The sequence below is a fragment of the Bradyrhizobium sp. 26S5 genome (assembly GCF_036923295.1).
GTDB lineage: Bacteria > Pseudomonadota > Alphaproteobacteria > Rhizobiales > Xanthobacteraceae > Bradyrhizobium > Bradyrhizobium septentrionale.
Map to the genome: position 1 here is coordinate 8,295,574 of NZ_CP145948.1, position 20,146 is coordinate 8,315,719.

The window sequence follows — 20,146 nt, forward strand, 5'->3', positions numbered from 1 at the left end:
GCTGGGCCCTGTGATTATGGGTCCCGGCCTTCGCCGGGACGACGACGTAGGCGATATCTCGTTCTTCGAGTAACCATATGGCGATCACACTCTCCGCATCCGACGTCCCCTCGCCGCCACTGTCGGCGCGGCTGTCGCCGCCGCAGATCTGGGGCATCGCGCTGCTCGCGCCCTATCTGCTCGTCTTCCTCGCCTTCGTGGTCTATCCGGTCTGCTACGGCCTGTGGCTGGCGCGCCATCCGTCGAGCTATGTCGCGCTCTATCACGACCCGATCTTCGCGCGTGCCGCCGTCAATACGCTGATCTTCCTGGTCATCGGCATCAACATCAAGATGCTGATCGCGCTGTTCCTGTCCGGTTTCTTCGCCCAGCAGCGGCCGTGGATCAGGTGGCTGTCGGTGATCTTCATCCTGCCCTGGGCGGTGCCGTCGATCCCGACCATTCTCTCCGTGCGCTTCATGCTCAATCCGGAATGGGGCGTGGTCAACCAGCTGATCTTCAAGTTCACCGGCGACGACGGCCCGAACTGGCTGAACGATCCAGCGGTCGCGCTCGCGATGGCGATCGGGGTGCACATCTGGAAGTCGCTGCCGTTCTGGACGCTGATCCTGCTGACCGGCCGGCTCGCCATCTCGCACGATCTGTACGAGGCATCCGACGTCGACGGCGCCAATTGGTGGCAGAAATTCCGCTACATCACCTGGCCCTCGATGCAGACGCTCTACATCACCTGCACGCTCCTCTCGATGATCTGGACGCTGGGCGACTTCAACAGCGTTTATCTGCTCACCGGCGGCGGGCCCGCCGACCTCACCCACGTGCTGTCGACGCTCGGCATCCGCTATCTCAGGCTCGACCAGCTCTCGCTGGCGATGGCCTCGATCGTCTGCGCGATGCCGTTCGTGCTGCCGCTGGTCTATTACATGATGAAACGGTTGTCGCGATGAAGCTGCCCACCCTCCGCGAAGTCGGCACCGAGGCCAAGCTGCTGTTGATCGGCATCCCGGTCTTCATCTGGACCATGATCCCGATCTACCACATGTTCGTGTTCGCGATCTCGCCGAAGGAGGACGCGTTCGCCGGCAAGCTGTGGCCGGCGCATCCGACGTTCCACAATTTCTCGATCGTGTTCCACCAGCAGCATTACTTCCTGCGCGACTTCTGGATCCAGTTCTGGAATTCGACCGTGATTGCGCTCGCGGTCGGCGCACTGACGCTGTTCGTCGCCACCGCCGCCGCCTTCTCGATTTCGCGGCTGCGCGTGCCGGGCGGCCGCGCGGTGATGAACCTGGCGCTGTTCACCTATTTCATCCCGGCGGCGTTCCTCGCCGTGCCAATGTACCGCACCATGGGCACCTACGGCCTGCTCAACAATCACTGGTCGCTGATTCTGGCGATGGTGACGATCGCCGCGCCCTACGCGATCTGGGTCTTGAAACAGGCCTCCGACAAGCTGCCGGTCGAGCTCGACGAGGCCGCGACGATGGACGGCGCCACCACGCTGCAGCTGTTCCGTCTGGTCTACGTGCCCTTGATGATGCCCTCGCTGGTCGCGGTCGGCACCTATGCGATCCTGCTCGCCTGGAACGAATATCTCTACGCGTTCCTCTTGCTGTCGAAGGACACCGACATCACGCTGCCGGTCGCGCTCGGCAACTTCCTCGCCGCCGACGATTCGCCGTGGGAGCTTCTGATGACCACCGGCTTCATCTACGCGCTGCCGCCGGCCGCGGTCTATTACGCCTTCAAGCGCTACATGGTGGGCGGGCTGACGGCAGGCGCCGTCAAGTCGTGACGCCTCAAAGCGGCGCGGCGCTCTCGCCGCGCGCGCTCGACAGTTTCGAGGCGAACGAGGCGATCACGATGATCGCGGCAATCAGCGCGATCACCAGCGTGCAGATCGCGTTAATCTCGGGCTTCACGCCGAGCCGCACTTCCGAATAGATCCGGATCGGCAGCGTTGCCGAGCCGGGACCGGTGGTGAAGCTCGCGATCACGACGTCGTCGAGCGACAGCGTGAAGGCCAGCATCCAGCCGGCCACGATCGCCGGCACGATCAGCGGCAGCGTCACCAAGAGGAACGCGCGCACCGGATCGCAGCCGAGGTCCATCGCGGCTTCCTCCAGGCTGCGGTCGAGCGCGGTCAGGCGCGACTGTACCACGACGGTGACGAAGCACATCGTCAGCGTGGTATGGGCGATCGTGACGGTCCAGAAGCCGCGCTCGGCATTCAGCGCCACGAACAGCAGGAGCAGCGACAGGCCGGAGATCACCTCGGGCATGACCAGCGGCGAATACAGCATGCCGGAAAACAGCGCCCGGCCGCGGAACCGTTCGCCCCGCGCCAGCCCGATCGCCGCCAGCGTACCCAGCAATGTCGCAAGCGACGCCGACACCGCGGCGACCGACAGGCTCATCCATGCCGCCTCCAACATGGCGCGGTCGCTGAAGAACTCGTGGTACCAGCGCAGCGACCAGCCGCCCCACACCGTCACCAGCCGCGAGGCGTTGAACGAGTAGATCACGAGGATGACGATCGGCAGATAGAGGAACGCCAGCCCCAGCGCCAGCGACGTCATGTTGAACCGCGTCAGCCTGGTGACGGTGCCTGCCATCAGCGGTTGCTCTCGAGCTGGCGGCGCTGCAGGCGGTCGTAGAGCACGAGCGGTGGCACCAGCAAAAGCAGCAGCGCGACCGCAGCGGCGGAGGCCACCGGCCAGTCCTTGTTGGTGAAGAACTCGAGCCACAACGTCTGCCCGATCATCAGCGAGTTGGAGCCGGCGAGCAGATCGGGGATCACGAACTCGCCGACGATCGGAATGAAGCAGAGCAGCGCGCCGGCGCCGACGCCCGGCAGCGACAGCGGGAACGTCACCAGCCAGAACGCCTGCCGCGGCGAGGCGCCGAGATCACCCGCGGCCTCCAGGAGCGACGCATCCATCTTCGAGAGCGTGGCATAGAGCGGCAGGATCATGAACGGCAGATAGGAATAGACGATACCGAGATACATCGCGCTGTCGGTCGACAGCCAGACCACCGGCGCGGACACGACATGCAGCGCCAGCAGGATCTTGTTGAGCAGGCCGTCATGCTGCAGGATGTTGATCCAGGCATAGATGCGGATCAGGAACGAGGTCCAGAACGGCACGATCACCAGCATCATCGCCAGGCCCTCCCAGCGCTGCGGCAGCCGCGCCATGCCATACGCGACGGGGTAGCCGATCACGAGCAGGATCAGCGTCGAGGTCACTGCGACGACGAGGCTGCGCAGATAGGACAGGATGTACAGATTGTCCTGCAGCAGCAGGCGTAAATTGTCGAACGACAATTGCGCGAACGCCGCGGCCAGCGCCGCGGGGCCATCGGTGAAATCGAACACCGGCGTATAGGGCGGCTGCGCGATCGCGGTCTGCGACAGGCTGATCTTCAGCACGAAGCCGAACGGCACCAGGAAGAACAGCACCATCCAGAGATAGGGCGCGATCGCGGCAAGCCGCGCCGGCCGGGCGAAGATGCGGCGCGCGCTCATTGCTCCAGCACCAGGCAATCGTCGGCGGTGAACCACGCCACCACGCGCTGACCGGCGAGATAGCCATCGACATCGAGTCGCGCGGTATTGGCCATCGACGAGCGCACCACCGCGCCTGTCTCCAGCTTCACCCGGTAGCTCGTCACGCCGCCGAGATAATTGACGTCGGTGACGACGCCCTCCAGCCGGTTGATCGCGTGAGAGCCGCCCTCCTCCGTTGCCGGCGCGCGGCGCGACAGCTTCACCTTCTCGGGACGGATCGCGACGCTGACGGCCTCCTTGGTCACCGGCGGCCACAGCTCGCTGACCACGAGCCGGCCCGCCTCCGCGGTCGAGACCGTCAGGCGGCCATGCTCGCGGGCGGCGACCTGGCCGTCGAACAAATTGATGTCGCCGACGAACTCGGCGATCCAGCGTGAGGCCGGCGCCTCATAGAGATTACGCGGGGTCGCGACCTGGACCAGACGGCCGGCATCCATCACGCCGATCCGGCCAGCCATCGTCATCGCCTCCTCCTGGTCGTGGGTGACGATGATGAAGGTCATGCCGAGCCGGCGCTGCAGCTCCATCAGCTCTCCTTGCGTGCTTTCACGCAGCTTCTTGTCGAGTGCGGCGAGCGGCTCGTCGAGCAGCAACACCTGCGGACGCCGCGCCAGCGAGCGCGCCAGCGCGACGCGCTGCCGCTGTCCGCCGGAGAGCTGGTCGGGCTTGCGCCTCTCGAGCCCCTCGAGCTTGACGAGCGCCACCATCTCGGCGACACGGGCTGCGATGTCGCGACGCGCCATGCCGGCGCGCTTCAGCCCGAAGGCGATGTTGTCGCGCACCGACAGATGCGGGAACAGCGCATAGTTCTGGAACATCATGTTGACGGGCCGCTCATGCGGCAGCACCGGGGCGATGTCATTGCCGCCGAGCAGGATGCGGCCCTCGTCCGGCGTCTCGAAGCCCGCGAGCATGCGAAGCAGCGTGGTCTTGCCGCAGCCGCTCGGGCCGAGTAGCGCGAAGAATTCACCGGCACGGATATCGAGCGAGAGCTTGTCGACCGCACGGAAATTGCCGAACGATTTGGCGACGCCCTCGATCCGCAGCAGGGGCATGTCCGAGACGGCCGGTTCAGGCAACGGCTTTGCCGCCTCCGCACTCGCTTCGCCTGATGTCACGTCCGCCAGCCCCGATTCCCCGCAAGGTCCAATCCCGGCCGCAAGCTAGCGGCGGATCGCTGCCGGCTCAACCGCCTCACGGACATCTCCCGCAATATTGTCGGCTCCCATGCCTCTGCTAGACTTCGCAGTCAAATTCGGGAGGACAACCGATGATTCACGACCGTTACGGCTTGCCATTGACCACCGCTTCGGACCGCGCCGCCGCATATTATGTCGACGGCGTCGATCGCATGCTGGCGGCACTGCACGGCGCCGATGCGGCGTTCGATGCGGCGATCGCCGAGGACCCCGACTTCGCGATGGCCCATATCGGGCGCGCCCGCGTGCATCAGCTGAACATGGAGGGGACCGCGGCCCGCGCCAAGGCCGCCGATGCAAGGCAGCTGGCCGCGGCCGCGAGCCCGCGCGAGCGCCGGCATATCGACATCATCGCCTCCGTGATCGAGGGCCAGGGCAAGAAGGCGATGACATCAGCCGAGCAGCATCTCGCCGAATATCCGCGCGATGCGCAGGTGCTGTCTCTGCTGCTCGGCGCCTTCGGCCTCTATGCCTTCTCCGGCCGGCCCGACCACGACGCCGCGCGGCTTGCCATCTGCGAACGCTACGTGAGCGACTATGGCAATGACTGGTGGTTCCTGACCTATCTCGGCTGGTCGAAGACCGAGGCCGGCGATGTCGTCTCGGGCCGCGCCGTCACCGAGCGCGGCTATGCGCTGAAGCCGGAGAACGCCGGCGCCGCGCACGCCGTGGCCCATGCGCTGTTCGAACAGGGGGACGCGGCGGAAGGCCGTAGCTTCCTCTCCAGCTGGCTGCCGGCGAATGATCGCACCAGCTTCCTGCAGGGCCATCTCGCCTGGCACCTTGCCCTGATCGCGATCGAGGAAGGCGACGCCGACGGTGCGCTCGCCATCTACGAGCAGCACATCAAGCCGGCGGGCCGGCCCTATCCGCCGCTCAATATCTACACCGACACGGCCTCGCTGCTCTGGCGGCTGTCGGTCGCCGGCAAGACCGGCCTCGAGTCGCACTGGAAGGATGTCGCCGCCTATGGCGACGGCTATTTCCCGAAGGCCGGCGCGCATTTCGCCGATGTGCACCACGCGCTGGTCTCGGCCACGACCAACAATGACGCGCTCGAGGCGCGGCTGGCCGAGATGGCGGCGCGCGACGCCGACGGCAAACTGGCGCCCGGGCCTGCCGCGATCGGGCTCGGCCGGGGCGTTGCGGCCTTCGCCGCCGGCGACCACGAAAACGCCGTGCGCATCCTTGCCCCGCTGATGCCCGAGCTGGTGCGGATCGGCGGCAGCCATGCGCAACGCGAATTGTGGGAGGACACCTTCATCGTTGCGTGCCTGCGCGCCGGCCAGGGCCGGCAAGCGACAGGCCTGATCTCGGAGCGGCTGCATCGCCGTCCGTCCCGGCGCGACCTCGCCTGGTCGCAGGAGGCGGCAAGGCAATAGCCGCTGTTGCGGTTGGTAGCTGCCTCGTCGCCTGTTCCCGGATTTCGCTGCGCTCCATTCGAGCTACGCTGTCGCGCCGGCCGGGAGCTGTTCTCCTTCCGGCTGAAAGGACGCTGAAAGGGGGAAGGTCGGGATGGGGGTCGGCCACAAGCGACACCGGTTGTCATGGAGACAGGATCCCCACCCGCTTTGCTCTGGCGAGCAAAGCGACCTCCCCATTTGCAAGGGGAGGTTTGAGAGTTGCGCTCAATCCACCTTCGCCATGAACGCCGCGAGCGCGTCGCGATCGGCTGGCGCCATGGTCAGCCCGAGCTTCGAGCGCCGCCACAGCACATCGTCGGGAAAGCGCGCCCATTCCTTGCGCATGAGGTAGCGCACCTCCGCGCCGGTGAGCTCAGCACCGAAGGCCGGGCCGAGATCGGCCTTGTCCCTGGCATCTCCGAGAACGTCCTTGACGTTCAACCCATAGGCGGCCACCAGCCGCCGCGCCTGTGCCTCGCCGAGAAAGCGCCAGCGGTCGCGGGCGATGTCGACCTCGGTCTCAAAGCGTTGCCAGACGAATTCGCCGCCCGGCAGCGGCGCGGTCGCGGTCCAGCGCGGCGTCATCGGATAGAACCGCGTGAACTCGGAGACCGCCCGCTCGGCGCGGCGCCGCGAGGTGGTGACGTCGCCGCCAAAGATCGTGAGCAACGGCGCCTTGCCGCGCCTGAAATCGAGCAACGCGGCGCCGTCGCTCATGCGACGGTGCGCGGGCGCAGCGACGGAGTTGGCGCCGGAGATCGTTCGCAGCACATCGACCGGGGCGATCTGTTCGCGAAAGTAGCGATTGGCCGCGTCGCAGAGATAGGCCACCTCACGCACGCCCATCGCGACAATAGCCGGATCGCCCTTGAAGGGATGGCTGACGCTGCCGATCAGGGTGAAGTCGCGCTCATAGGGACTGGCGAAGATCAGTTGCCCGTCGCTGTTCTGGAACACATAGACGTTGTCGCAGTCGAACAGGCGGCGCACCACGATCTGGCTGATCTGCACCGTCGCAAGCGGCGGCGCCGGCACCCGCAACACGGTGTCGGCGACGGAAGCGATCCAGGCGCCAGTCGCGTTGACCAGCGACCGCGCCGTGATCACCCGGCGATAGCCGCGGTCGATCGCGACCAGCCGCCAGGTCTCGCCACGCTCGGCCCGGGTCACCCGCGCGCCGCTGCGGATATCGGCGCCGCGCGCCGCGGCATCGACGGCGGTAAGCACCACAAGCCGGGAATCGTCGACGATACAATCGGAATACTCGAACGCGGTTCCGAACGGCCGCTTCAGCGCGTTGCCAACCGGATGATGGGTGACGTCGAGCGTCGCCGAGCGCGGCAGGCCGCTGCGCGAGGCGAGACGCTCGTAGAGCAGCAGCAACGACCGCAATTGCCACGGCGGCCGCTCCTCGGCATGCGCCGGGATCGCGAAGCGCGCCGGCCGCACCAGATGCGGCGCAATGCGCAGCAACACGTCGCGTTCCCTGAGTGCGCGACGGACGCGGAAGAACTCGCGCCGCTCCAGCCCCGCGAGATCGCCGTGGACCAGGCGCGGCGACGCCTGCGACGCGCCGGAGCCGAGATCGCCCTGCTCCAGCAGGATCACGCGCAGGCCGCGGCCGGCCGCATCACGCGCAATGCTCGTGCCGTTCAGGCCACCGCCGACGATCGCGAGATCATAGTCCGCCATGCGCAACGCCCATCGCACTTCAATGCGAACGGAGTATGTGCTCGCACAAAAAAGGCGTCAGCTTGCGCCGACCGAGGCGAAGAAGTGTTCGGGGCGATCGACCTCGATCAGCTTCTTGCCTTCGATCACCCAGAACCGGTTGGCGACCGTCCGCACGAACTGGCGGTCGTGCGACACTAGGAGGCAGCTGGCCTGCTGTTCCATCAGTTCGTCCTCCAGCGTCTCCTGGCCCTCGATGTCGAGGTGGCTGGTCGGCTCGTCGAGCAGATAGAAGTTCGGCTGAGTGAGCCGCAGCACCAGCATGCCGAGGCGCGCCTTCTGCCCGCCCGACAGCCGCCCGATCGGACGGCTTTGCATCTCGATCGAGAGCCCGGCGCCGGCGAGCAGACCGCGTGCACGCTGGTCGCCAACCTCGAAGCGCCGCGTCAGCATGCGCATCGGCGTGTCGCTAACGACGAGATCGGCCAGCACCTGGTCGCAATAGCCGAGCACGAGCGACTCCGTGGCACGAATCTCGGCGATTGCCACCTCGGAGGTCTCGATCGCCAGCCGCAACGCCGCGACGAACCTGGTCTTGCCCGCGCCGTTCGGTCCGAGCAGCGCGATGCGATCGCCTTTGCAGATGAACCGCTGCCCGGTCCGGAACAGCGGCCTGCCGTCGGGCGTGGCGATCACGGCGTTATTCAGCCTGATCAGCACCTTGGCATGGCTGTCGCGGTTGGCAAGCCGGATCGTTCCGGCCGAGCGTTCCAGATGCGCCGGCTTCGCGGTCTCCTCCAGTCTCTCGGCGCGCTGCTTCAATTGCTTGGTCTTCGACAGTAAAAGGTCGCTGCCGGAATTGATGCCGAGGTTGTTCAGCTTCGCGGCCTGCTGCCGCAGCTGCCGCACGGTCTTCATGTCGCGCTGAAAGCGCCGCTCGTCCGAGGCATCGAATTCGTCGAGCGCCGCGCGCGCCGGCGTGTAGGGCATTGAGAACAGCTGCGAGCGCTCCGGGCGCAGGAACAGCGTCCGGTTGGTGGTCGCATCGAGAAAGGCGCGGTCGTGGCTTGCGATCACCACCGGCATCTCGCGCGGCAGCGTGTTCAGCCAGGCTTCAAGCCGGCCGATCTTGGCGAGGTCGAGATGGTTGGTCGGCTCGTCGAGCAGCAGCACATCGGGCTCGGTCACCAGCACGCGGGCGAGCAGCGCAAGCCGCAGCCAGCCGCCGCTCAGTTGCTTCAGCGGCCTCGCCCACAGCTCCTCGGGCACGTCGAGCGACTGCAAGGCGACATCGACCCGCCAGCCCTCGCCCGCGCGTTGCTCGGCGGGCAGCGCCCCAAGCACTGCGGCATGGAACGGCGCATCCAATAGCCTTGGCGGCGCATCCTGCTCGACATGGCCGACGGTCAGTCCGCGCGCGCGGGTGATATCGCCCTCGTTGGACTCCATCGTATCAGCGATGCAGCGCAGCAGCGTGGATTTGCCGCGGCCGTTGGCGGCCACCAGCCCGATCCGGTCACCGGCATTGACGACAAAATTCAGTTCGGAAAACAGCGGCGCGTTCAGCGTCACGCCGAGATTGCGTACATTGATGAGGGTCACGGTCAATTCTCTGGTCTTGCCGGCAATCACGACATCCGGAGGCATCCAGCCATCATCGGATGTGCGCGTCGAAGCGCGGCGAGGGATTCAAGTGCAGGCGCAAACGTTCAAACGTTCGACGCCGCACGGCCACGAAGGGCAGACCAGAGATTTTACGCGAGTTTCCGGTCAGCCCTGCAAACGCATTTGCAGGGCGTTGACGGGGCCACGCTTGAGGTGGGGATCGGTGAATCTCGCCACGACGCAGCCCTCTTTTCTCGGCTCGAGTGTTGTGATGGCCCAAGATGTAGCCGGGCATGCATCGGATGGCAAGCAGCGCCGGCCGGTCGGGTCCGACGGTTCAGGCCCGCCTACCCGGCCTTGCGCACGGATTCCGCAAGATGGTCGCCGCCGACCAGCGCGGCAAATTGGCCGATCGGGGCCGGCCTGCCGATCAGATAGCCCTGCACCGCGTCGCAGCCTTCTTCGGCGAGGAAGACGAGCTGCGCCTCGGTCTCGACGCCTTCGGCGACGATCGACATTTCAAGGCCGTGGCCGAGATCGATGACCGCGCGGACGATCGCGGCCGATTGCGGATTGCGGCCGAGATTGATGACGAAGGCGCGGTCGATCTTGATCTTGTCGAACGGAAACGCCTGCAGGTAGCTCAGCGAGGAATAGCCGCTGCCGAAATCGTCCATCGAGATGCGGACGCCGAGCGCCTTCAGCCGCCGCAGCAGCGACAGGCCGCGGTCGAAATCCTCGATCAGCACGCCTTCCGTGATTTCGAGCTCGAGCCGGTCGGGCGTCAGCCCGGTCTCGAGCAGGATCGAATGGACGAGGCCGACGAGGTCGCCATGGGTGAATTGTGCCGGCGACAGGTTGACCGCGACCTGCAGCGGAGCCGCCCAGGAGGCCGCTTCCCGGCAGGCTTCGCGCAGGATCCATTCGCCCATCTCGACGATCAGGCCGCTTTCTTCCGCGAGCGGAATGAAGTCGCTGGGCGGCACGAAGCCGCGCACCGGATGGTGCCAGCGCGCCAGCGCCTCAAAGCCGATGATCTCGCTGCCCGCAACGCTCGCGCCAGTAGCCGCTTGCGGCTGGTAGTAGAGCGACAATTCGCCGTTCTTGATCGCGACCGACAGCTCCTGGTGCAGCACCCGGCGATCGCGAATCTGCTGATCCATCTCGGGCTCGAAGATCGAGATCGTGCCGCGCGATTTCGCCTTGGCGCGGAACAGCGCCGCGCCGGAATTGGCCAGCAGCGAGGCAGCGTCGGATCCGTTGTGCGGAAACACCGCGATGCCGGTGGTGAGGCCGGTGCGCACCGACTTGCCATCGATCGCAAAATCCTCCGCGAGGGCATCGGCGGCCTGCTCGGCCAGCGCAATGCCGGCGGCAGGCTGCTTGCCGTCGATGATGAGGCCGAATTCGTCGCCGGACAGGCGTGCGACCACGCCGCCGCGCGCCGCGCTTTGCAGGCGTTGCGCGACCTCGATCAGCACCTTGTCGCCCATCGCATGGCCGTAGACGTCGTTGATCTCCTTCAGCCCGTCGAGATCGACGCAGAGCACCGCGAACTCCTCGTCGGTGCCGGCGCAGGCCTCGATCATCTGGGTCAGCGCCTGCAGGAAGGCGGCGCGGTTCGGCAGATCGGTCAGGCCGTCGTGGTAGGCCATGTGCGCCATGCGCGACTCGGTCTGGCGCCGGTCGGTGACGTCCTCATGGGTCTTGATCAGATATTGCGGCTCGCCGACATCGTCGAGCACAGTCATGCGGCGGGTCAGGAACAGCCGCAGGCCGTCCTTGGTCGAGATCGGGTGCTCCTCGGCGATCATGCTGCGCTTCCTGATCGCGGCCTCGTCGCGGGCGACGATCAGCTTGGCTTCGCGCGCGTTGAAGATGTCGGACGCGGTAAGGCCGGCGGCGTCCTCGCGGCGGCGATTGAGGATCGTTTCGGCGCTGCGGTTGGCCAAGAGATAGCGGCCGTCGCTGACGCGCTGGACGATCAGCGAGACCGGGATGTTGTCGACCACCAGCTCGAGGAATTTCTTGTTGTTCTCGAGCTCGCGCGACAGCGAGCGGCGGTCGGTGACGTCCTCGAACAGCGCGATCAGGAATTCCGGTTCGCCGGCCTCGTTGCGGGCGATCACCCGGTTCGAGGCCAGGATGCGCTTCTCCGAACCGCGTTCGACGAAGAATTCGCTGCGGTGATAGCCTTCCGGCGCGTTCAGCGCCGCCCGGTCGGCGACCTCGATGCTGACGGCGGTTTCGGGACGGAAGATCTCGTCGGCGCGCTTGCCCACGATGTGCTCGCGCGAGAAACGCGAGAAGCGCTCGAATGCGCGGTTGGCGAAGATGTAGCGGCCGTCCTCGATGTTCTTGGCCGCAACGCAGACCGGAACGTTGTCGAGCACCGATTCCAGGAATTGCGTGGTCGAGGCGAGCTTGCGCGACAGCTTGCGCTGGTCGGTGCAATCGAGATGGGTCGCGACCGAGCCGCCGTTCGGCAGCGGAAAATATCTCACCAGCACCGACCTGCCGCCGGGCAGTTCGGTGACCAGCCCCTCCGGTGCGGCGGCCCTGGCGAAGAAATCCCCGGCGCTGATGTCGAGCACGCCTCGGCTGCGGCGCAGCTCCAGCAGCTCGGTGCCGGTCATGTTGCGCCTGATATCGGCGCGCGACAGGCCATAGATCTCCAGATAGCGGTCGTTGCAGAACACGATGCGCGCGCGCGCATCCGTCATCACGACGCCCTGGTTCAAATGGTTGAGCGCCGACGAGACAAAGGCGTTGCGCCGCAGCTGAGCGCGCTTGGCCTTGCGCAGGGCCGAGAGGATCCACAGCCCGACCGCACCGAAGAAGGACGCGACCGCCACGCTGCCGATCAAAAGCTCCCAGACCACGCCGGGGTCGAGGTCACCGAGATAGGTCAACGGCGCGAATGCGCCGGTGCCGGCTCGGGCTGAAGCGCACGGCGCGACGGCGGCAATCAGGCAAAGCACGGCCGTTGCCGGAATCGAATTCTTCCCGCCCGCCTGCCACTTCCTGTGAGCCATCATTCACCCGCGGATTTCCGGTGCGAGTGTCCGGCTCCGGCGGTTTGGATCGGGTAAACGCGTAGGGATGCAACCGGAAAATGCGACTTAATATACGGCAATTGCCCTGACATGATTAATGCTCCACTAACAGGGCATGGCTCCCCAACTATTCGAGATGGCCCAAGCACTTGCCGAAATGCGCCGGATCGGCTGAACGATGCTGGCGCAGGGCGGCCAGCCTGCAATGCGTGGAAATATTCGGACCTGAAGGACGAGATGGACAGGGTTGATTGCGTGATTGTCGGTGCGGGGGTGATCGGCCTCGCCGTGGCGCGCCGGCTGGCACAGGCCGGCCGCGAAGTGATTGTGATCGAGGAGGCTGAGGCGATTGGCACGGTGACCTCGTCGCGAAACAGCGAGGTGATCCACGCCGGCATCTACTACCGCGCCGGCAGCCTGATGGCGCGGATGTGCGTCAGCGGCAAGCGGGCGCTCTACCGCTACTGCGCCGAGCACGGCGTCCCGCACAAGAATTGCGGCAAGCTGATCGTCGCCACCACAGCTGCGGAGACCGAGAAGCTGCAGTCGATCCGCTCGCATGCCGAGGCCAACGGCGTCGACGACATGCAGCTGTTGTCGGGCGAGGCGGCACGTGCGCTGGAGCCGGCGCTGAATTGCGACGCGGCGCTGCTCTCGCCCTCGACCGGGATCATCGACAGCCATGCCTATATGCTGGCGCTGCGCGGCGACGCCGAGGCCGCCGGCGCGGCATTCGCGTTCCACACGCCATTGCTGCACGCCCGGGCCACCGCCAACGGGTTCGAGATCGAGACCGGCGGCGCAGCGCCGATGACGCTCGCCTGCGACCTCCTGGTCAATGCCGCCGGCCTCGGCGCCACGGCGGTCGCCCGCAGTGTCGAGGGCATGCCGATCGAATTGATTCCAACGGCCTATTTGGCCAAGGGCAATTACTTCAGCTGCAGCGCCCGGGCGCCGTTCTCGCGGCTGATCTATCCGGTGCCGGAGCCCGGCGGGCTCGGCGTGCACCTGACGCTCGACATGGCCGGACAGGCAAGGTTCGGCCCTGACGTCGAATGGATCGATCACATCGACTACGCCGTCGATCCGGCGCGGGCCGAGCGGTTCTATCCGGCGATCCGGAAATACTGGCCGACGCTGCCGGATGGCGCGCTGATGCCGAGCTATTCCGGAATCCGGCCCAAGATCGTGCCGCCCGCGGTGGCGACCCAGGATTTCCTGATCCAGGGGCCGGCCGACCACGGCGTCGCTGGCCTGATCAACCTGTTCGGGATTGAATCGCCCGGACTGACGTCATCGCTCGCGGTCGCCGACCATGTTGGCGACCTGGCCGAGCTCTGAGCGCATGCAGCATAGCCTGCCGGGGGATGGTCGCACTCAAGCGTCCATCCGGCGGCAGATAAGCTTGGTTGATGTTGGTGGGGGAACTAGTGGACCGTATCGTCCGCGGAACTCTTCAACCGCTCGATTTGATCCTTGACCATCAACTTGCGGCGCTTCAGCTCGCAAATATGCAGGTCGTCGACTGAGGGGTGCACGAGCGCTTCGTGCAGTTCGTTTTCGAGTATTTTGTGCTTACGCTCCAACTCAACGAGATGGGCCTGTATTGCCATTGCGAACACTCCTCGGTGCGTTAAACCTCAGGTTCGATCCGGACTCCCGAGTGTACACAAGTGGACGGCGCTGTCGACGGGGAAAGCGAAATGCCGCATGCACGTGTTTCGGTTTATCTGTAACCAATCGTGACTATGGAACCGGTTCGGCTTGCGCGGCGCGCGCGCAGGGAGGATATTCCAGCAAGCGGCTGCTTCGGCCGCAGCAATCTCATCGTGCTTATCAGTTAATACACAACCATGAACGATCAGGATGAGCGCGAACTCCACGCCGAGCTCGCGCGTCTGCAACAAGAGCACCGCGACCTCGATGCCGCGATCGACGCGCTGCATCAGTCTCCGGCGCCGGATCTCCTGATGCTGCAACGCTTGAAGAAGCGGAAGCTGCAATTGCGCGATCGCATCGCCTTCATCGAAGACCAGATCACGCCCGACATCATCGCCTGATGCGCGCGGCGCGCGGTTCGGCGACCCGATTCAAAATCAGACGGCAGTTTTCCCCGTCATCCACAGTTCGCGTGCCGGCTTCACATTCGTGGCACCGGCGGGGAATGAGGCCACGTCAGGACGGGCCGCTTCGCGGTCGCTTCGGCCGTGGCACCACAAGACGCAGGATCGACTTGCACCCCGGGCACTGCAGGGCCATCGCCTCGTAGTCGCTGTTCAGCATCTCGGCGCCGATCCAGCGCCTCGTGAGATCGCAGGACTCGCAGCGTTGCTCTAAGTCGTCCATACGCCGTGCTTCCGAACTGTGCGGGCGGTGTGCACGCTATCGTGCATATGAAGTCTACATCGTTAAGAAGCGATTAGGAAAGCGGCTGTCCGGGCCGTTGCGGGTGATCACTCGCGAAGGCGGAAGCATGCTTGACTCCGTAAGAACAAAATAGGAACATCTTGGTCCAGCCGCCAGCCATGAGAGGGAGTTTCGCCATGTCCGCACCGCCTTCCGAGCCCGAGCACAGCCACTACGAGAAGGCCTGCGATCAGGCGATCGCGATGTGCGACGGCAACCTGCGCAGCACCATCAAGGCGCTGATCATGGCCAATGAATATCTGGAAGCCGAGCTCGAGGAATTGCAGGCTGCGATCACCGCCGGCTGCGTTCCGGCGCAGAGCCAGGCGGCGAGCGACGCCGCTTAACATCCGGAGCACAGCGATGACCGATGTCACCTACTACGTGGCGTTGCCCTTCATGCAGGACGACGACGGCACGCCGGTCGCCGGCAATGCCGAGGAATGCCAGAGCTCGGCGATCGCGCTGCGCCGTGCGGAGACGATGTCGCGAATGCCCGGCAGCATCGGCGCGGTCGCATTCAGCCGCACCGGAGATCCTGCGATCGGCGAATTCGGCGACGCCAAGCTGTTACGGGCCTACGGCAACGTGCCGGAGGATCTGAGCGCGCTCTAATCCCTAGGATTCGTGGCGCCGCTGCGCCTTGCGCACATACATCGCCCGGTCGGCCTCATCGAGGACGCGCTCGACATCCGAATGTGCGGTGAGGATCGCCACCCCTGCGGAGGCGCCAGCAGAAACGTGGTTGCCACGGAACATGAAAGTCAGGCGGTCGATCGCCTCCTCCAGCGCCGCGGCCTTGGCCCTTGCATCGGTCTCGCTGAGATTCCACAGCAGCACGGCAAACTCGTCGCCACCAAGACGGCCGACCACGTCGGACGCGCGCACCTGGTCCGATATCGCGGCAACGATCGCCTTCAGCACCTCGTCTCCCGCTGCATGTCCGAAGCTGTCGTTGATCGGCTTGAGCCGGTCGACGTCGAGCACGATCAGCGCGCCGGAGGCGTGATAGCGCTTGATGAAGGAGAGCGAACGGGCGAGCTCCCGCTCGAAGCCGCGCCGGTTCAGGATGTCGAGCAGGAAGTCGGTCTCGGACGACGCCTGCAGCTCCTCGATCCGGGCCTGGGCTCGCGCCAGCTGTGCCCGCAGCCTGCGGATCGTCGATTTGTCGCCGGATGCGACCGCCCCACGCGTGGACGCTTCGGTTCCAGCCCGTTTTGTTCCAGCCTGTTTGCTTCCAGCCTGCTTGCGCCCAGCCTTGCCAGGCCCGGATTTGCGCGCGGCCGTCGTGCCTTTGCGTCGTTTCGATGCCCCCGAGGCGGCCGCCGTCGTCTTCTTCTTCATGCGCATCCTTGTTGAGGCCTGCTTATGAAGGCTTGCCGGGATTCACCAAGACAGGATAGTCCATTCTAACTCCCTTGCCACGCCTTGGATGACGCCCGGGCCGCCCCTATAATCGGCCTATGCTTTTGGATTCCTGCACAGAATTGAAGAGATGACCGCTCCGATCGCCATCATCATGGGAAGTCAGTCCGACTGGGAGACCATGCGCCACGCCGCCGACACGCTGGCTGCGCTCGGTATTGCCTGCGAAACGCGCATTGTTTCGGCCCACCGCACCCCCGATCGGCTCTATGCCTTCGCCAAGGGCGCCAAGGCTGCCGGCCACAAGGTGATCATCGCCGGCGCCGGCGGCGCGGCCCATCTGCCGGGCATGGCGGCCGCGCTGACGGAGCTGCCTGTGTTCGGGGTTCCCGTCGAGTCGAAGGCGCTGTCCGGCGTCGATTCGCTCTATTCGATCGTGCAGATGCCGGCGGGGATCCCGGTCGGAACGCTCGCGATCGGCAAGGCCGGCGCGATCAATGCCGCCTTGCTCGCGGCAAGCGTGCTCGCGCTCAACGATGCTGCTTTGGCGGGCCGGCTTGCGGCCTGGCGCCAGCAGCAGACCGACGCGGTCAAGGACCATCCGGAGGGCACGGCGTGACGGCTTCTGATACAGTGAAGCTGAAGCCGGGCGACACCATTGGAATCCTCGGCGGCGGACAATTGGGCCGGATGCTGGCGATGGCCGCAGCGCGCCTCGGGCTCCGCTGCCAGGTGTTTTCGCCCGACCCGGACTCGCCCGCCTTCGACGTGGTGCAGAACGCGACCTGCGCGGAATATGCCGACGTCGAGGCGCTCGAACTGTTCGCCAACGACGTCGACGTCGTCACCTATGAGTTCGAGAACGTCCCGGCCGCGACCGCGATGGTGCTCGCCGCGCGACGCCCGGTGCTGCCGGCGCAGAAGATCCTCGAGACCACGCAGGACCGGCTGATCGAGAAGGATTTCGTCAGCAAGCTCGGCATCGGCACTGCTGATTATGCCGACGTCTCCTCGGTCGCGACGCTGCGCGCGGCGATCGAACGGATCGGCCTGCCCGCGGTGATCAAGACCCGCCGCTTCGGCTACGACGGCAAGGGCCAGGCGATCATCCGCGCCAGCGACGACCTCGAACAGGTCTGGCAGGACCTCGGCACCAAGTCGGCGATCCTCGAGGCCTTTGTGCCGTTCGAGCGCGAGATCTCGGTGATCGCGGCGCGCTCCGCGTCCGGCGAGGTCGAGTGCTTCGACGTCACCGAGAACGAGCATCGCGACCACATCCTGAAGATGTCTCGCGCGCCCGCCGCAATCCCCGAGGAGCTAGCCGCGCAGGCGCGGGCGATCGCCGAAAAGATCGCCACGGCGCTCGACTATGTCGGCGTGCTTGCAGTGGAGATGTTTGTCGTGCCCGGCAATGGCGCGGCGACGGTGCTGGTCAACGAGATCGCGCCACGCGTGCACAATTCCGGCCATTGGACGCTCGACGGCGCCTCGATCTCACAGTTCGAGCAGCACATCCGCGCGATCGCCGGCTGGCCGCTCGGCAAGCCGGTGCGCCATGGCGAGGTCACCATGACCAACCTGATCGGCGACGATATCCTGAGCTACGAGCAGTGGCTCACCGTCCCCGGCGCCACCGTGCATCTCTATGGCAAGGGCACGCCGCGCCCCGGCCGCAAGATGGGGCACGTCACCGAAGTGACGCCGCCCCGCAAGCCTTGATCCGCCACGCTTCGCAGCGGCATTCGCGACAGATCGATGGAAACGGGATCGTGGCAGCCACGATCCCGTTTTGCCGGTCAGGTCTTGACGCCGGCGACGACACCGGTCGGCTCGTCGCTGAGCCAGCGATAGATCACGCCGCCCAAGGCACCGCCGATCAGCGGTGCGACCCAGAACATCCAGAGCTGCGCCACCGCCCAGCCGCCGACGAACAGTGCCGGCCCGGTGCTGCGCGCCGGGTTCACCGAGGTGTTGGTGACGGGAATGCTGACCAGATGGATCATCACCAGCGCAAGGCCGATCGCGAGCGGCGCGAAGCCGGCAGGCGCCTTGCCATGGGTCGATCCCATGATGATGAACAGGAACATCATGGTCATCACCACTTCGGTGATGAAGCACACCACCATGCTGTACTGGCCGGGTGAATGCGCGTCATAGCCGTTGGAGGCGAAGCCCTTGCTGACATCGAAGCCGGGCGCGCCGCTGGCGATCACATAGAGCAGCCAGGCCGCGATGATGGCACCCACGACCTGCGCGATGATGTAGGGCAGCACCTGGCCGCCCGGAAAACGCCCGCCCGCAGCCAGCCCGACCGTGACGGCCGGGTTGAGGTGGCAGCCCGAGATATGGCCGATCGCATAGGCCATGGTCACAACGCTGAGCCCGAACGCCAGTGACACGCCGACCAGGCCGATGCCGACCTGCGGAAAGCCGGCCGCGATCACCGCGCTGCCGCAGCCGGCAAATGTGAGCCAGAACGTACCGATGGCCTCGGCCGCGTATTTCTTCATCGCCATGTGGCATCTCCCCTATTTCCAATGTCCGAAGTTCTCAAAACTCCGGGAACGGCCCCCATCCCGGCGCCAAATCACCCAAATCAGGGCCGCACAAAGGCATTTTCGCCCCATTTCGTGGCTTTACTAGGCCCGAAAGTCACTCGACCGGTGGACATCTGCGCGTTTGTCTGATACATGCGCGCGCCTAGGGTTAAGAGGCAGGCCTTTTGCCGCCCCTTCACCTCGCCAGAATTCCGAACCGATCAATTCAAAAGAGGATGCCGCGTGCAGGTTCTCGTCCGCGATAACAATGTCGACCAAGCTCTCAAGGCGCTGAAGAAGAAGATGCAGCGCGAGGGCATTTTCCGCGAGATGAAGCTCCGCGGTCACTACGAAAAGCCCTCTGAGAAGAAGGCTCGCGAAAAGGCCGAAGCCGTGCGCCGCGCACGCAAGCTGGCGCGCAAGAAGCTTCAGCGCGAAGGCCTGCTGCCGATGAAGCCGAAGCCGGTGTTTGGCGCTGGTCCGGGTGGCGATCGCGGTGGCCGTCCTGGTGGTCCGGGCGCTGGTCGCGGCCCTCGCTGAACCGTTTTTGCAGATATGGAAGTCTAACAGCGCGGGCCCCGGGCCCGCGTTGTCGTTTTGAAGCGAGCCTCGTTCCGGGGTACCAATGCAAAATTACCGGCAGGAGCGTTTTGCATAATGGTTGCTTCGGCGCTCCGCCCCCTTCCCCCAGGACCAGTGCATCCAGGGACTGCGCACCGCCGTCGCGCATCGCAACTCATCATCATTGCAGTGGCTCTCGGCCTGCCGCTGGGGGGCTGCTCCTTCGATCTCGGATCATGGGGCTCGGACGACAAGCCGAAACCGGCCGCCACCGCCGACAAGCCGGCTGCCGACACGATCACGCCGCAGGACATCAACAGCGCCAAGGATCACGCCACGCGCGGCCAGGTGCTGGCGCATTCCGGCAAGCTCGACGAGGCGCAGGCGGAATTTGAGCAAGCGCTGACGACCGATCCCTACAACATCCAGGCTCTGTACGGCCGTGGCCTGATCTATCAGGGCCGCGGGCAACATCAGCAGGCGATCGACGATTTCACGGCGGCCAGCGGGCTGTCGCCGCAGAAGGCCGAGCCTCTGGTCAGCCGCGCCACCAGCTATCTCGCGCTCGACAAGGCCAAGCAGGCCGTCGCCGATCTCGACGAGGCGGTGCAGGCTGATCCCAACAATGTTGCGGCGTGGAGCGCGCGCGGCCAGGCCTATGAGCGTCTCGGCGACAAGGCCAAGGCGGCGGCGTCCTATAATCGCGCGCTGGCGCTGCGGCCAAGGGACGAGACCGCGCGCAGCGGGCTGGCGCGCACCGGCGGGTAATTGT

The 20,146-nt window shown here is 65.7% G+C and carries 20 protein-coding genes; 11 read left to right on the plus strand and 9 right to left on the minus strand.

The window, feature by feature from the left end; all coding sequences use genetic code 11:
* Positions 1 to 77 precede the first annotated feature (77 nt).
* The gene (locus V5279_RS39335) at positions 78 to 947 is read left to right on the plus strand and encodes a sugar ABC transporter permease (RefSeq protein ID WP_338692244.1); all 870 of its coding nucleotides are present in this window, start codon (positions 78 to 80) and stop codon (positions 945 to 947) included.
* The gene (locus tag V5279_RS39340; protein ID WP_029085533.1) at positions 944 to 1,795 is read left to right on the plus strand and encodes a carbohydrate ABC transporter permease; all 852 of its coding nucleotides are present in this window, start codon (positions 944 to 946) and stop codon (positions 1,793 to 1,795) included. Before V5279_RS39335 ends, V5279_RS39340 begins: the two co-directional genes overlap by 4 nt.
* A gap of 4 nt (positions 1,796 to 1,799) precedes the next feature.
* Here the strand turns inward: V5279_RS39340 and V5279_RS39345 are convergent, their stop codons facing one another.
* Genes V5279_RS39345 through V5279_RS39355 form a run of 3 tightly spaced genes read right to left on the minus strand, consistent with a single transcriptional unit; the run spans position 1,800 to position 4,626 of the window.
* Positions 1,800 to 2,615: an ABC transporter permease gene (locus V5279_RS39345; RefSeq protein ID WP_338692245.1), complete on the minus strand. Its 816-nt coding sequence runs from the start codon at positions 2,613 to 2,615 to the stop codon at positions 1,800 to 1,802.
* Positions 2,615 to 3,529, minus strand: coding sequence for an ABC transporter permease (locus V5279_RS39350; RefSeq protein ID WP_338692246.1), 915 nt, complete (start codon positions 3,527 to 3,529; stop codon positions 2,615 to 2,617). Before V5279_RS39350 ends, V5279_RS39345 begins: the two co-directional genes overlap by 1 nt.
* Positions 3,526 to 4,626, minus strand: coding sequence for an ABC transporter ATP-binding protein (locus tag V5279_RS39355; protein WP_414645971.1), 1,101 nt, complete (start codon positions 4,624 to 4,626; stop codon positions 3,526 to 3,528). Before V5279_RS39355 ends, V5279_RS39350 begins: the two co-directional genes overlap by 4 nt.
* Before the next feature lie 296 nt (positions 4,627 to 4,922).
* On the opposite strand from V5279_RS39355, the gene V5279_RS39360 reads away from it, so the two are divergent.
* The gene (locus V5279_RS39360) at positions 4,923 to 6,152 is read left to right on the plus strand and encodes a tetratricopeptide repeat protein (protein WP_338701637.1); all 1,230 of its coding nucleotides are present in this window, start codon (positions 4,923 to 4,925) and stop codon (positions 6,150 to 6,152) included.
* A 246-nt stretch (positions 6,153 to 6,398) separates the two neighbouring features.
* On the opposite strand, the gene V5279_RS39365 is transcribed toward V5279_RS39360, so the two are convergent.
* The 3 genes from V5279_RS39365 to V5279_RS39375 form a co-directional block, all read right to left on the minus strand.
* Positions 6,399 to 7,865 carry a glycerol-3-phosphate dehydrogenase gene (locus tag V5279_RS39365; protein WP_338692247.1) on the minus strand — a complete coding sequence of 489 codons (1,467 nt, stop codon included), beginning with the start codon at positions 7,863 to 7,865 and terminating at the stop codon, positions 6,399 to 6,401.
* Between the two features lie 57 nt (positions 7,866 to 7,922).
* Positions 7,923 to 9,491, minus strand: a complete 1,569-nt coding sequence (locus V5279_RS39370) for an ABC-F family ATP-binding cassette domain-containing protein (RefSeq protein WP_338692248.1) — start codon at positions 9,489 to 9,491, stop codon at positions 7,923 to 7,925.
* A 305-nt stretch (positions 9,492 to 9,796) separates the two neighbouring features.
* Entirely contained in the window at positions 9,797 to 12,484 is a 2,688-nt protein-coding gene (locus tag V5279_RS39375) for a sensor domain-containing protein (protein WP_338701639.1), read from the minus strand.
* A 258-nt stretch (positions 12,485 to 12,742) separates the two neighbouring features.
* On the opposite strand from V5279_RS39375, the gene V5279_RS39380 reads away from it, so the two are divergent.
* Positions 12,743 to 13,846: an NAD(P)/FAD-dependent oxidoreductase gene (locus V5279_RS39380; RefSeq protein ID WP_338692249.1), complete on the plus strand. Its 1,104-nt coding sequence runs from the start codon at positions 12,743 to 12,745 to the stop codon at positions 13,844 to 13,846.
* Between the two features lie 86 nt (positions 13,847 to 13,932).
* Here V5279_RS39380 and V5279_RS39385 read toward each other — a convergent pair whose 3' ends face one another.
* Positions 13,933 to 14,118: a YdcH family protein gene (locus tag V5279_RS39385; protein ID WP_029085524.1), complete on the minus strand. Its 186-nt coding sequence runs from the start codon at positions 14,116 to 14,118 to the stop codon at positions 13,933 to 13,935.
* A 240-nt stretch (positions 14,119 to 14,358) separates the two neighbouring features.
* Here V5279_RS39385 and V5279_RS39390 point away from each other — a divergent pair, with 240 nt between their 5' ends.
* From V5279_RS39390 to V5279_RS39400, 3 genes are all read left to right on the plus strand, one after another.
* Complete coding sequence (locus V5279_RS39390; RefSeq protein ID WP_029085523.1) at positions 14,359 to 14,565, plus strand: YdcH family protein; 207 nt, start codon at positions 14,359 to 14,361, stop codon at positions 14,563 to 14,565.
* A gap of 483 nt (positions 14,566 to 15,048) precedes the next feature.
* The gene (locus V5279_RS39395; protein WP_338692250.1) at positions 15,049 to 15,258 is read left to right on the plus strand and encodes a hypothetical protein; all 210 of its coding nucleotides are present in this window, start codon (positions 15,049 to 15,051) and stop codon (positions 15,256 to 15,258) included.
* Between the two features lie 16 nt (positions 15,259 to 15,274).
* Positions 15,275 to 15,526, plus strand: a complete 252-nt coding sequence (locus tag V5279_RS39400; protein WP_166214019.1) for a hypothetical protein — start codon at positions 15,275 to 15,277, stop codon at positions 15,524 to 15,526.
* Positions 15,527 to 15,529: 3 nt separating this feature from the next.
* On the opposite strand, the gene V5279_RS39405 is transcribed toward V5279_RS39400, so the two are convergent.
* Positions 15,530 to 16,261 carry a GGDEF domain-containing protein gene (locus V5279_RS39405; protein ID WP_338692251.1) on the minus strand — a complete coding sequence of 244 codons (732 nt, stop codon included), beginning with the start codon at positions 16,259 to 16,261 and terminating at the stop codon, positions 15,530 to 15,532.
* A gap of 145 nt (positions 16,262 to 16,406) precedes the next feature.
* Between V5279_RS39405 and purE the strand changes: the two genes are divergently transcribed.
* Entirely contained in the window at positions 16,407 to 16,895 is a 489-nt protein-coding gene (gene purE / locus V5279_RS39410; RefSeq protein WP_029085519.1) for a 5-(carboxyamino)imidazole ribonucleotide mutase, read from the plus strand.
* Positions 16,892 to 17,995 (plus strand): 5-(carboxyamino)imidazole ribonucleotide synthase, encoded by a 1,104-nt coding sequence (locus V5279_RS39415; RefSeq protein WP_338692253.1) that lies wholly within the window; start codon positions 16,892 to 16,894, stop codon positions 17,993 to 17,995. Before purE ends, V5279_RS39415 begins: the two co-directional genes overlap by 4 nt.
* 77 nt (positions 17,996 to 18,072) lie before the next feature.
* Here V5279_RS39415 and aqpZ read toward each other — a convergent pair whose 3' ends face one another.
* On the minus strand, positions 18,073 to 18,792 hold the full coding sequence (gene aqpZ / locus V5279_RS39420; protein ID WP_166214015.1) for an aquaporin Z: 720 nt from the start codon (positions 18,790 to 18,792) through the stop codon (positions 18,073 to 18,075).
* 264 nt (positions 18,793 to 19,056) lie between these two features.
* Here aqpZ and rpsU point away from each other — a divergent pair, with 264 nt between their 5' ends.
* A complete protein-coding gene (gene rpsU, locus V5279_RS39425) occupies positions 19,057 to 19,353 on the plus strand; it encodes a 30S ribosomal protein S21 (protein ID WP_029085516.1) in 297 nt (98 codons plus the stop codon).
* Between the two features lie 210 nt (positions 19,354 to 19,563).
* On the plus strand, positions 19,564 to 20,142 hold the full coding sequence (locus V5279_RS39430; RefSeq protein ID WP_338692254.1) for a tetratricopeptide repeat protein: 579 nt from the start codon (positions 19,564 to 19,566) through the stop codon (positions 20,140 to 20,142).
* Positions 20,143 to 20,146: the final 4 nt, after the last annotated feature.

What these genes read in the sequence shown, in the direction of transcription:
- V5279_RS39335 (WP_338692244.1), top strand. Translation starts at nt 78, where the DNA reads ATGGCGATCACACTCTCCGCATCCGACGTCCCCTCGCCGCCACTGTCG.
- V5279_RS39340 (WP_029085533.1), top strand. Translation starts at nt 944, where the DNA reads ATGAAGCTGCCCACCCTCCGCGAAGTCGGCACCGAGGCCAAGCTGCTG.
- V5279_RS39345 (WP_338692245.1), bottom strand. Translation starts at nt 2,615, where the DNA reads ATGGCAGGCACCGTCACCAGGCTGACGCGGTTCAACATGACGTCGCTG.
- V5279_RS39350 (WP_338692246.1), bottom strand. Translation starts at nt 3,529, where the DNA reads ATGAGCGCGCGCCGCATCTTCGCCCGGCCGGCGCGGCTTGCCGCGATC.
- V5279_RS39355 (WP_414645971.1), bottom strand. Translation starts at nt 4,626, where the DNA reads ATGCCCCTGCTGCGGATCGAGGGCGTCGCCAAATCGTTCGGCAATTTC.
- V5279_RS39360 (WP_338701637.1), top strand. Translation starts at nt 4,923, where the DNA reads ATGCTGGCGGCACTGCACGGCGCCGATGCGGCGTTCGATGCGGCGATC.
- V5279_RS39365 (WP_338692247.1), bottom strand. Translation starts at nt 7,865, where the DNA reads ATGGCGGACTATGATCTCGCGATCGTCGGCGGTGGCCTGAACGGCACG.
- V5279_RS39370 (WP_338692248.1), bottom strand. Translation starts at nt 9,491, where the DNA reads ATGCCTCCGGATGTCGTGATTGCCGGCAAGACCAGAGAATTGACCGTG.
- V5279_RS39375 (WP_338701639.1), bottom strand. Translation starts at nt 12,484, where the DNA reads ATGGCTCACAGGAAGTGGCAGGCGGGCGGGAAGAATTCGATTCCGGCA.
- V5279_RS39380 (WP_338692249.1), top strand. Translation starts at nt 12,743, where the DNA reads ATGGACAGGGTTGATTGCGTGATTGTCGGTGCGGGGGTGATCGGCCTC.
- V5279_RS39385 (WP_029085524.1), bottom strand. Translation starts at nt 14,118, where the DNA reads ATGGCAATACAGGCCCATCTCGTTGAGTTGGAGCGTAAGCACAAAATA.
- V5279_RS39390 (WP_029085523.1), top strand. Translation starts at nt 14,359, where the DNA reads ATGAACGATCAGGATGAGCGCGAACTCCACGCCGAGCTCGCGCGTCTG.
- V5279_RS39395 (WP_338692250.1), top strand. Translation starts at nt 15,049, where the DNA reads ATGTCCGCACCGCCTTCCGAGCCCGAGCACAGCCACTACGAGAAGGCC.
- V5279_RS39400 (WP_166214019.1), top strand. Translation starts at nt 15,275, where the DNA reads ATGACCGATGTCACCTACTACGTGGCGTTGCCCTTCATGCAGGACGAC.
- V5279_RS39405 (WP_338692251.1), bottom strand. Translation starts at nt 16,261, where the DNA reads ATGCGCATGAAGAAGAAGACGACGGCGGCCGCCTCGGGGGCATCGAAA.
- purE (WP_029085519.1), top strand. Translation starts at nt 16,407, where the DNA reads ATGACCGCTCCGATCGCCATCATCATGGGAAGTCAGTCCGACTGGGAG.
- aqpZ (WP_166214015.1), bottom strand. Translation starts at nt 18,792, where the DNA reads ATGGCGATGAAGAAATACGCGGCCGAGGCCATCGGTACGTTCTGGCTC.